The organism is Mycobacterium sp., assembly GCF_052144515.1.
Taxonomy (GTDB): Bacteria; Actinomycetota; Actinomycetes; order Mycobacteriales; family Mycobacteriaceae; genus Mycobacterium.
In genome coordinates, this window is record NZ_JBKQQD010000229.1 from 1 (window position 1) to 8,856 (window position 8,856).

The window sequence follows — 8,856 nt, forward strand, 5'->3', positions numbered from 1 at the left end:
AAAACCCGATGCTCAAGGGTGAGGTCATCCGCTTGGACGGCGCCATCCGGAGGGCGCCACGCTGATCAGGCAACTGGGCGGACAAACGGAAAGCCCCCCGCGGCGCGGGGGGCTGACATCGCAAACAAGAATTCCGTTATCGACGGAACCAACGGGTGATGGCGGGTTCGGCCATGAGTAGCCGCGCAAGCACGCTCATAACGGGTCAGCTCGCCGTAGGCAGCGGGTGCCACTCTTCGAACTGCTCGGAGGTCACACCTTCCACCAGCATGTCGCCGTGGTACAGGGCCTCGAAGTCAGCTTTGATGACGTCGGCACTCGAGTCGTCGATCCACATGACACTGAGCCTATGAGTCGCCATTAAGGAATCTTTGAGTCACGATTCGGAAAATGGTGGCAATATTACCGCCGGGTAGGGTTTCGCCTCGCCTGCGCCGCATTTTGGGGTCAGATCTGCCCGGAAACCGGGCAGTGTCGGCAAAATCTGTGCGCTTATTCGATTCGCGTTGAACCATCCATGCCCCGCGCTCGTACCTAATGCGGGTGTTGTTTGACACCCGTAAGTTAGCGCTGATAAGTTACCGCCGGTAGGTGCGGGGTCGGGGGCGACCGGACACCTGGCGGGGGAGGGCTGCAACATGCTGCAGAGGATCGCTCGACTGGCCATCGCGGCGCCGCGACGAATCATCGGAGTCGCCGTCCTGGTCTTCATCGCCGCGGCGGTCTTCGGCATCCCGGTCGCCGACAGCCTGTCACCCGGGGGGTTCCAAGACCCGAACTCTGAGTCGGCCCGCGCCATCCAAGTGCTGACCGACAAGTTCGGGCAGAGCGGTCAGCAGATGCTGATCCTGGTGACGGCACCCGGCGGCGTCAACAGCGACCAGGCCCGCAAGGTGGGCACCGACCTGGTCGACCAGCTGCAGCATTCGCCACTGGTGTACAACGCGACCTCGGCCTGGACCGCACCGCCGGGCGCCTCAGCCGATCTGATCAGCACCGACGGCAAGTCGGGTTTGATCGTGGTCAACGTCAAAGGCGGCGAAAACTACGCGCAGAAAAACGCCCAAACCCTGTCGGATCAATTCATCCACGACCGCGACGGCGTCACCGTCCGCGCCGGTGGCCCGGCGATGCAGTACGCCCAGATCAACAAGCAAAACCGGGAAGACCTGCTGTTGATGGAGATGATCGCGCTCCCGCTGACCTTTCTGGTGCTGGTCTGGGTGTTCGGTGGGCTGCTGGCCGCGGCGTTGCCGATGGCCCTGGGCGCACTGGCCGTCGTCGGCTCGATGACGGTGTTGCGAATCGTCACGTTCACTACCGACGTGTCGATCTTCGCGCTCAACCTGAGCACCGCCCTCGGTGTGGCCCTGGCCGTCGACTACACGCTGCTGATCCTCAGCCGCTACCGCGACGAGTTGGCCGAGGGCAGCGACCCAGACGAGGCACTGATCCGGACCATGACCACCTCCGGCCGCACGGTGCTGTTCTCCGCGGTCACCGTGGCGCTGTCGATGTCGGCGACCGTGGCGTTCCCGATGTACTTCCTGAAGTCGTTCGCCTACTCCGGCGTGGCCACCGTGGCCTTCGTCGCCACCGCGTCCATCGTGGTGACCCCGGCCGCGATCGTGCTGCTGGGTTCCCGGCTGGACGCGCTGAACGTCCGCAAGCTATTCCGCCGCCCGGATCCGCTGCACAAACCGGTCGAGGAGTTCTTCTGGTATCGGTCGAGCAAGTTCGTGATGCGCCGCTGGGCGCCGATCGGACTGGCTGTCATCGCGCTGCTGCTGCTGCTCGGGCTTCCGTTCTTCTCGGTGAAGTGGGGTTTCCCCGACGACCGGGTGCTGCCGCGTTCGGCGTCGTCGCATCAGGTCGGTGACGAGTTGCGCAACGGTTTTGCCCACGACTCCGCGACGGCGGTGCCCATCGTCGTCCCCGACGCCCGCGGCCTGAGCCCGGCGGATCTGGGCATGTACGCCGCTGATCTGTCACGGGTGCCCGACGTATCGGGCGTATCGGCCCCGGGTGGGACGTTCGTGGGCGGAAACAAGGTGGGGCCGCCGGCCGCGGCTACGGGCTTGGCCGACGGCAGCGCATTCCTGACCGTGAGCAGCACGGCGCCGCTGTTTTCGCAGGCCAACGACACCCAGCTGACGCGGTTGCACCAGGTGGCCGGGCCAGCCGGCCGGTCCGTTGAGGTGGGCGGCGTCGCAATGGTCAACCGCGACAGCGACGCTGCGGTGACGGACCGACTTCCGCTGGTACTGGGGATCATGGCCGCCATCACGTTCGTGCTGCTGTTCATGCTCACCGGCAGCGTGGTGCTGCCGATCAAGGCGCTGATGTGCAACGTGCTGTCGCTGACAGCGGCGTTCGGTTCGCTGGTGTGGATATTCCAGGACGGCCATCTGGGCGCGCTGGGAACAACCCCGAGCGGGACGCTGGTGGCGAACATGCCGGTGTTGTTGTTCTGCATCGCTTTTGGGCTGTCGATGGATTACGAGGTGTTCTTGATCTCCCGGATCCGCGAATACTGGCTGGCTTCAGGAGCCGCTCGACCGGCAAAGCCGAGCGCCAAAGAGGCGCACGCCGCCAACGACGAGAGTGTGGCGCACGGCGTGGCTCGCACCGGCCGAGTGATCACCGCGGCCGCGTTGGTGATGTCGATGTCGTTCGCCGCGCTGATCGCCGCTCACGTTTCGTTCATGCGGATGTTCGGGCTGGGTCTGACCCTCGCCGTGATTGCCGATGCGACACTGGTGCGCATGGTCCTGGTGCCCGCGTTCATGCACGTGATGGGCCGGTGGAATTGGTGGGCGCCCAAGCCGTTAGCGTGGTTGCATGATCGGTTCGGGATCACTGAGGGGCAGTCCGAAGCGGTGGTGCCCGTTGAGCCGGCCGAGGAGTCGGGGCAGCGCGATGGGCGCCCGATCGCGGAGTCGGTGACGCGCATTGGTTAGCGTCCCCGTCCAGCGTCGCTCCAGGGCCCCCCGGGGGTCCGGCGACCTGCTGCGCGACGAAATCCTGGACGCAGCGACCGACCTACTGCTGGAAACCGGGGACGCCAGGTCCGTGTCGATCCGCTCGGTGGCACAACGCGTGGGCGTTACTCCGCCGTCGATCTACCTGCATTTCGCCGACAAGGACGCGCTGCTGGATGCGGTGTGCGCGCGTTACTTCGGGAAGCTCGACCTGGAAATGCAGCGCGCGGCCCAGGAGCACACTTCTCCGGTGGACGCGCTGCGCGCGCAGGGGCAGGCCTACGTCCGGTTCGCGATTCAAACCCCCGAGTTGTACCGGATCGCGACGATGGGCCCGTGGCGCTCCGGACGCGACATCGACGTTGCGCTGGACAGCTCGGCTTTTCAGCACATACGCGCCACGGTCCGGGCACTGGTGGATGACGGCATTCGCCTGCAGGATGACCCGTCCACCATCGCGCTCGAGCTCTGGACCGCGGCGCACGGGGTGGCGGCCATGCTGATCGCCAAGCCCCACCTGCCGTTCGGCGAGGCGGAGGCATTCGCCGACCGGGTGTTTCGCTCGGCGTTTATCGGACGCGTGGTGGTCGGTCTGGTTGGCCAGGACGTCACCCCCCAGGACTTCGTCGCATGGGTGCGGGCACAGACCCCGGTAGAAGAGCCACAAAGCTAGGTAGGAGTCCCGAGTATGAAGGCTACGGCTTGCGCGCGGTCGCCGGTGGACCACCCGTTCTTCGCGCGAGTCTGGCCCGTCGTCGCAACTCACGAGGCCAAAGCGGTACAGGCGCTTCGCCGGGAGAATCTCGCGGACTTGTCGGGACGAGTACTGGAAGTTGGAGCGGGTGTCGGCACCAACTTCGCGTTCTATCCGGAGACCGTCGAACAAGTCATCGCAGTGGAGCCCGAGCCCCGGCTGCGAGCCCGGGCCCGCGTCGCAGCCGCGAACGCACCCGTTCCCGTCACCGTGACCGGCGAGACGATGGAGCAGTTCAGCGACGCGGAGCCGTTTGACGTGGTGGTGTGCTCGCTGGTGCTGTGCTCGGTGAGTGACCCCGACACGGTGCTGCGACACCTGTATTCGCTACTGCGGCCGGGCGGGCAGCTGCGGTATCTCGAGCACGTGGCCAGCGCCGGTATGCGGGGCCGGTGGCAGCGGTTCGTCGATTCGACGTTGTGGCCGAGGCTGTTCGGCAACTGCCACACGCATCGCGATACCGAGCATTCGGTCGTCGAGGCCGGATTCCAGGTGGACACTTCCCGGCGAGAGTGGACCTTGCCGTTCTGGATGCCAATGCCGGTTTCGGAGTTGGCGCTGGGTCGGGCCCGCAGGCCCTGATCTCAGCCACGCCGCGCTTCGGCGCGCCGAGACTGCGCTCAGGGCATGGGTTGGCGAGGCGAATTGCGATCTGTGCGCAGTTTCGGTGCAATTAGCGCAGTCTCGACGCGCGGTATGCGAGCGCATCGCGCACGCGGCGGACGATGTCGTCCGGACAATCTGACGCGACCACCCGGATGACGATCCAGCCGAGCCGCGCTAACTCTTCGCTGCGGCGGATGTCCTTTATGTATTGCCAGCGGTCCAAGCGATGCTGCTCGCCGTCATACTCGACGGCGACCATGAGGTCCTGCCACCCCATGTCGAGGTAATACACCTGAGTCCCGTCGGCGGCCATTACCGGGATCTGGGTGGTCGGCCGCGGTAAGCCGCCAACAAGAGCCGTAGCCAAGTCTCCTTCGGCGACTGCGAACCGGCGTCTACACACTCCAGCACCGCTTCCAGTTTCCCTAGCCCTCGCGCGCCGCGATGCGGTGCGGCGATTTCGCTCACTTCGTTCACTTCAAGGCCGGTGGCCCGCATCAGGGCATCGAGGTGCGCGATCGCGAGACCCATCGGCTTGCGGCACCCGATGTCGAATGCAGTGCGTCCCGGTGTCGTGACGGGAAGGCCGGCGACCACGTCCAGCTCGTCCGGACACAACGTCATGTCATAGGTACGTAGTCCGCGTGGCGGCCGCGCATTCGACCAGATCAACTCGACGGGTAGGTGTTCATCCACCCATTTCGTGCCGTGCCATGCAGCTGCAGTAACCCCGGCGATCACCCCATTGCGATGCGACCATAGCCAGGCCGCCATCGCGCGTTGCCGCAACGTCAGCTCCTGATCGCGCCGGACATAGACATCGGGAAACACCGCCCTGAATCGGGACCGCAGCTGATGGCGTCGCAGGGTTCCGCTCGCCACCGCTTCACTGCCGAGGAATGGTTCGTCGCCGGGCGTCATGGCGGCAGAATCGCCTAAAGTGCCGACGCGGGCCGATCGATTCTGCGCTCAGGGCGCGATTTGTGGACGAATCGCGATCTGTGCGCAGTTTCGGCGTAAATGCCGCTACTGCAGCAGGGCGGGCAGCCGTTGCAACAGCCCGGGCAACGCTTGGCTCGCGGGCTGGCGAATGCTGATCGTGGCGCTTCTCGTCAGCGGTGTGGGCTCGGGGTTGACCTCGATGACGACCGTGCCGCGCGCCAGCGCCAGATCGGGTAGTCCCGCCGCGGGGTAGACGATCGCCGAGGTGCCCACCACCACCATCACGTCGGCATCCTGCGTCGCTTCGACCGCACGCTGCCACGGCTCGTCGGGCAATGGCTCACCGAACCACACGATGTCGGGCCGAATCAGGCCGCCGCAGCGGCTACACACCGGCGGCACCACCTCCAGGGCGGGTTCGGGCATCGCGGGCAGAGTTGCGGTGTAGGCCACACCGCAACGCGCACAACGGAATTCGAAAAGGCTTCCGTGCAAGTGGTGCACCGGTGTGCTGCCGGCGCGCTCGTGCAAGTCATCGACATTTTGGGTGATGACGGTGACCTCGGCCTCGTCCTGCCAGGCGGCGATAGCGCGGTGCCCGTCGTTGGGTTCGACCTCGGCCACCAGGTAATGCCGCCACAGATACCATCCCCAGACCCGCTCGGGGTTGTTCAGCCACCCCTGTGTGCTGGATAGCTCGTAAGGATCGAAGCGCGCCCACAATCCGTTCTTGTCATCGCGGAATGTCGGCACCCCGCTCTCCGCGGAAATGCCCGCGCCGCTAAGTACCGTCACTCGCATCCCACAAACATAGCCGTGCTTGGGAGATACTGGATACGTGGAGTTGCGGGATTTGCTACGGGTCGATGTCAAGGCGGGCAAGCCGTTATTCGACCAGCTCAGAAGCCAAGTGATCGACGGAGTCCGCGCCGGCGCGTTACCGCCGGGCACCCGTCTCCCGACGGTGCGCGACCTGGCCGGTCAGCTGGGCGTGGCCGCCAACACCGTGGCCCGCGCCTATCGCGAGCTGGAGTCGGCGGCGATCGTCGAAACACGTGGGCGCTTCGGCACTTTCATCTCCCGTTTTGATCCGACCGACGCAGCGATGGCGGCCGCGGCCAGGGAATACGTCGAAGTGGCCAGGGCGCTAGGGCTGACCAAGTCCGACGCGATGCGCTACCTCACCAACGTGCCAGACGACTGAAACCCCGGTCAGCCGAACTCCAGCAGTGTCAGACACGGACGCAGCCGATCTAAGAACGGTGCCAGGTAGACGATCGACACCGCGGTTTTGAATGCCAGGCCACGTCCCGAAGGCATTTGCAGGTCACGCACCCTGCGAATTCCCGGCACTGTGTGCACGAGGTCCGCGGCCTGCGCGGAGGACAGGCTGAAGGGCATCGGCGGAACCTTGTAGCGCCGCGTGGGCCGCAGGCCCCCGTACCGACTCAGCTTCGAGAACCAGGCCGGGGGCAAGTCGAAGGCCAACCGGCCGCCGGGAAATCTTTTGGCGCACTGGGCGATCAGATCGAGCGCCTGCTCGGGCTGCAGGTACATCAGCAGTCCCTCGGCGGTGATGAAGACCCCGTCGGAATCGTCGACGGCGTCCATCCAGCTGTAGTCCAACGCGGACTGCGCGCACACCGAAACCCGCGGCGAGGCGGGCAGCAGCCGGGCCCGGACGTCGATCATTGGCGGCAGATCGACAGTCAGCCAACGGAATTGGCTGTCGGGATCGGCGGCATCGAGGCGCCAGAAACTTGTCTGCAAGCCCTCCGCCAGGGCCACCACGGTCGCCGATGGATGCTGATCGAGGTAGGACCTGGTCGCGATGTCGAAGGCCCGGGCGCGCAGCGCGATGCCTTGGCGGGTGGGGCCGAACTTCGCGAAGTCGAAGTCGATCGAGTCGACCAGGGCTACCGCCATCGGATCATCGATCACGGAGTCTTGGCGGCGAGCCTCGCGGGCGCGCGCGTTCAGCGTCAGCAGGGCGGTCTCGGAGACACCGCTGAGGCTGACCCTCTCTTTCGGGGGCTGTCGGGCGCTCACTGCAGCACCTTGGCCAAAGTGCGCAGGTTGCGGGTGGTGGTCGACGACTTGTAGCGCGGCTTGCCCATCGTTTTCCCGATTGCGCTGTCCAGGGTGCTGCCCTTGGGCACCTGCCAATAGATGACGCCGGTACCGGGGGCGATCTTTTCGTCAGAGCCGGCCTGATCGGCCAGTGCGGATAGTTCACTGAGCACCGCGGCGTCGGTGACGAACGTGACGTAGGACTGGTGCCCGTCGACCTCGCGCTCGAACGGGTAGGCCTCGGAGATGCTGCGCACCGTGTCGATGTCATAGGCCAGCACCCAGGCCTCGTAGCCGAATCGCTCGCGCAACGCGGCCTCGGCCTTCTTCCGTACCGCGGCAACGCCGGACGAGGACTCCAGTAGCACGTTGCCGGTGGCCAGGATGGTGCGCACGTTGGTGAATCCGGCGTCGGACAACGCGGTCGCCACTTCGGCCATCTTGAGGTTGACGCCCCCGACGTTGACGCCGCGCAGGAACGCTGCGAACTGGGTCATGGTCGCCAATCTACTTGCGACGTACGCTTTCGGGATGGGACGCCAAGTCTTCGATGACAAGCTGCTAGCCGTGATCTGTGGGAACTCCCTCGGGGTGCTGGCCACGATCAAACAGGACGGGCGTCCCCAACTGTCGAACATCTCGTATCACTTCGATCCGCGCGAGGTGGTGGTGCGGGTGTCGATCACCGAACCGCGGGCCAAGACCCGCAATCTGCGCCGCGACCCGCGGGCTTCGCTGTTGGTGGACGCCGACGACGGGTGGTCGTATGCCGTCGCCGAGGGCACCGCCGAGCTGTCGCCCCCCGCCGCGGCACCCGACGACGACACCGTCGAGGCACTGATTGCCTTGTATCGCAACATCGCCGGTGAGCATCCGGACTGGGACGACTATCGGCAGGCGATGGTCACCGATCGGCGGGTGCTGCTGACGCTGCCGATCTCCCACGTTTACGGCCTGCCCCCGGGGAAGCGCTAGGCTGCCCGTATGGCTGAATCGAAGTCGCCGAAGGATTCACACGAAGCCGAGGACGAGACCAAGCGTAAGTTCCGTGAAGCCCTCGACCGCAAGATAGCGAAGTCCTCGGGCGGATCCGATCACAAGGACAGCGGCGGCAAGCAGTCGCGGGTCCACGGTCCGGCGGAGAGCCGTCGGGAATTTCGCCGCAAGAGCGGCTAACTTGGCCCAGCTGGGCCCATAGTCGTTGATCAGCAACCCTTTACGTGGTTGCGGTGGTGCCCTTAACGCGGTGCTATTGCCGCGGTTCTAAACTGTCTGGGTGCCGAAACTGCAGCTTGTCCAAGACCCGGCCGCCGACGCGCTGCTGGACGACAACCCGTTTGCATTGCTGGTCGGCATGCTGCTCGACCCGCAGTAGACGATTACAACTGTCGGCCCGCCTACAGAAACGCTCGATTGCCGTACCGATCAAGCGAAACGAATTCCCCGACCGGTCTGCGCGTCGTGGGACCGTATCTGCCGATCGGCCAGCCAAGAGGGACCACC

General features: G+C 65.5%; 10 protein-coding genes and 3 pseudogenes. 7 read left to right on the top strand and 6 right to left on the bottom strand.

What is annotated here, in order from left to right:
• Positions 1-205 precede the first annotated feature (205 nt).
• Entirely contained in the window at positions 206-361 is a 156-nt protein-coding gene (locus tag ACLP9N_RS16115) for a hypothetical protein (protein ID WP_442408365.1), read from the bottom strand.
• 277 nt (positions 362-638) lie between these two features.
• On the opposite strand from ACLP9N_RS16115, the gene ACLP9N_RS16120 reads away from it, so the two are divergent.
• The 3 genes from ACLP9N_RS16120 to ACLP9N_RS16130 are packed head-to-tail and all read left to right on the top strand — an operon-like array spanning position 639 to position 4,317.
• The gene (locus tag ACLP9N_RS16120) at positions 639-2,960 is read left to right on the top strand and encodes an MMPL family transporter (RefSeq protein ID WP_442408366.1); all 2,322 of its coding nucleotides are present in this window, start codon (positions 639-641) and stop codon (positions 2,958-2,960) included.
• Positions 2,953-3,654, top strand: a complete 702-nt coding sequence (locus tag ACLP9N_RS16125; RefSeq protein ID WP_442408367.1) for a TetR/AcrR family transcriptional regulator — start codon at positions 2,953-2,955, stop codon at positions 3,652-3,654. Before ACLP9N_RS16120 ends, ACLP9N_RS16125 begins: the two co-directional genes overlap by 8 nt.
• A 15-nt stretch (positions 3,655-3,669) precedes the next feature.
• Positions 3,670-4,317 (top strand): class I SAM-dependent methyltransferase, encoded by a 648-nt coding sequence (locus tag ACLP9N_RS16130; RefSeq protein ID WP_442408368.1) that lies wholly within the window; start codon positions 3,670-3,672, stop codon positions 4,315-4,317.
• 91 nt (positions 4,318-4,408) lie between these two features.
• Here ACLP9N_RS16130 and ACLP9N_RS16135 read toward each other — a convergent pair.
• Positions 4,409-5,262: pseudogene (locus ACLP9N_RS16135) on the bottom strand (endonuclease domain-containing protein).
• Positions 5,263-5,367: 105 nt separating this feature from the next.
• Positions 5,368-6,084: an NAD-dependent deacylase gene (locus ACLP9N_RS16140; RefSeq protein ID WP_442408369.1), complete on the bottom strand. Its 717-nt coding sequence runs from the start codon at positions 6,082-6,084 to the stop codon at positions 5,368-5,370.
• Positions 6,085-6,121: 37 nt separating this feature from the next.
• Here ACLP9N_RS16140 and ACLP9N_RS16145 point away from each other — a divergent pair, with 37 nt between their 5' ends.
• The gene (locus ACLP9N_RS16145) at positions 6,122-6,487 is read left to right on the top strand and encodes a GntR family transcriptional regulator (protein WP_442408370.1); all 366 of its coding nucleotides are present in this window, start codon (positions 6,122-6,124) and stop codon (positions 6,485-6,487) included.
• Positions 6,488-6,495: 8 nt separating this feature from the next.
• On the opposite strand, the gene ACLP9N_RS16150 is transcribed toward ACLP9N_RS16145, so the two are convergent.
• Positions 6,496-7,332 (bottom strand): class I SAM-dependent methyltransferase, encoded by an 837-nt coding sequence (locus tag ACLP9N_RS16150; RefSeq protein WP_442408371.1) that lies wholly within the window; start codon positions 7,330-7,332, stop codon positions 6,496-6,498.
• On the bottom strand, positions 7,329-7,850 hold the full coding sequence (locus tag ACLP9N_RS16155; RefSeq protein ID WP_442408372.1) for a DUF1697 domain-containing protein: 522 nt from the start codon (positions 7,848-7,850) through the stop codon (positions 7,329-7,331). The genes ACLP9N_RS16150 and ACLP9N_RS16155 overlap by 4 nt, the downstream gene beginning before the upstream one ends.
• Before the next feature lie 34 nt (positions 7,851-7,884).
• Here ACLP9N_RS16155 and ACLP9N_RS16160 point away from each other — a divergent pair, with 34 nt between their 5' ends.
• The 3 genes and pseudogenes from ACLP9N_RS16160 to ACLP9N_RS16170 all read left to right on the top strand — a co-directional run.
• Positions 7,885-8,328 (top strand): PPOX class F420-dependent oxidoreductase, encoded by a 444-nt coding sequence (locus ACLP9N_RS16160; protein WP_442408373.1) that lies wholly within the window; start codon positions 7,885-7,887, stop codon positions 8,326-8,328.
• A gap of 9 nt (positions 8,329-8,337) precedes the next feature.
• Complete coding sequence (locus tag ACLP9N_RS16165; protein ID WP_442408374.1) at positions 8,338-8,529, top strand: DUF5302 domain-containing protein; 192 nt, start codon at positions 8,338-8,340, stop codon at positions 8,527-8,529.
• A 100-nt stretch (positions 8,530-8,629) separates the two neighbouring features.
• A pseudogene (locus ACLP9N_RS16170) lies at positions 8,630-8,725 on the top strand (HhH-GPD-type base excision DNA repair protein); the annotation flags it as partial.
• Between the two features lie 25 nt (positions 8,726-8,750).
• On the opposite strand, the pseudogene ACLP9N_RS16175 reads toward ACLP9N_RS16170, so the two are convergent.
• A pseudogene (locus ACLP9N_RS16175) lies at positions 8,751-8,856 on the bottom strand (nitroreductase family protein); the annotation flags it as partial.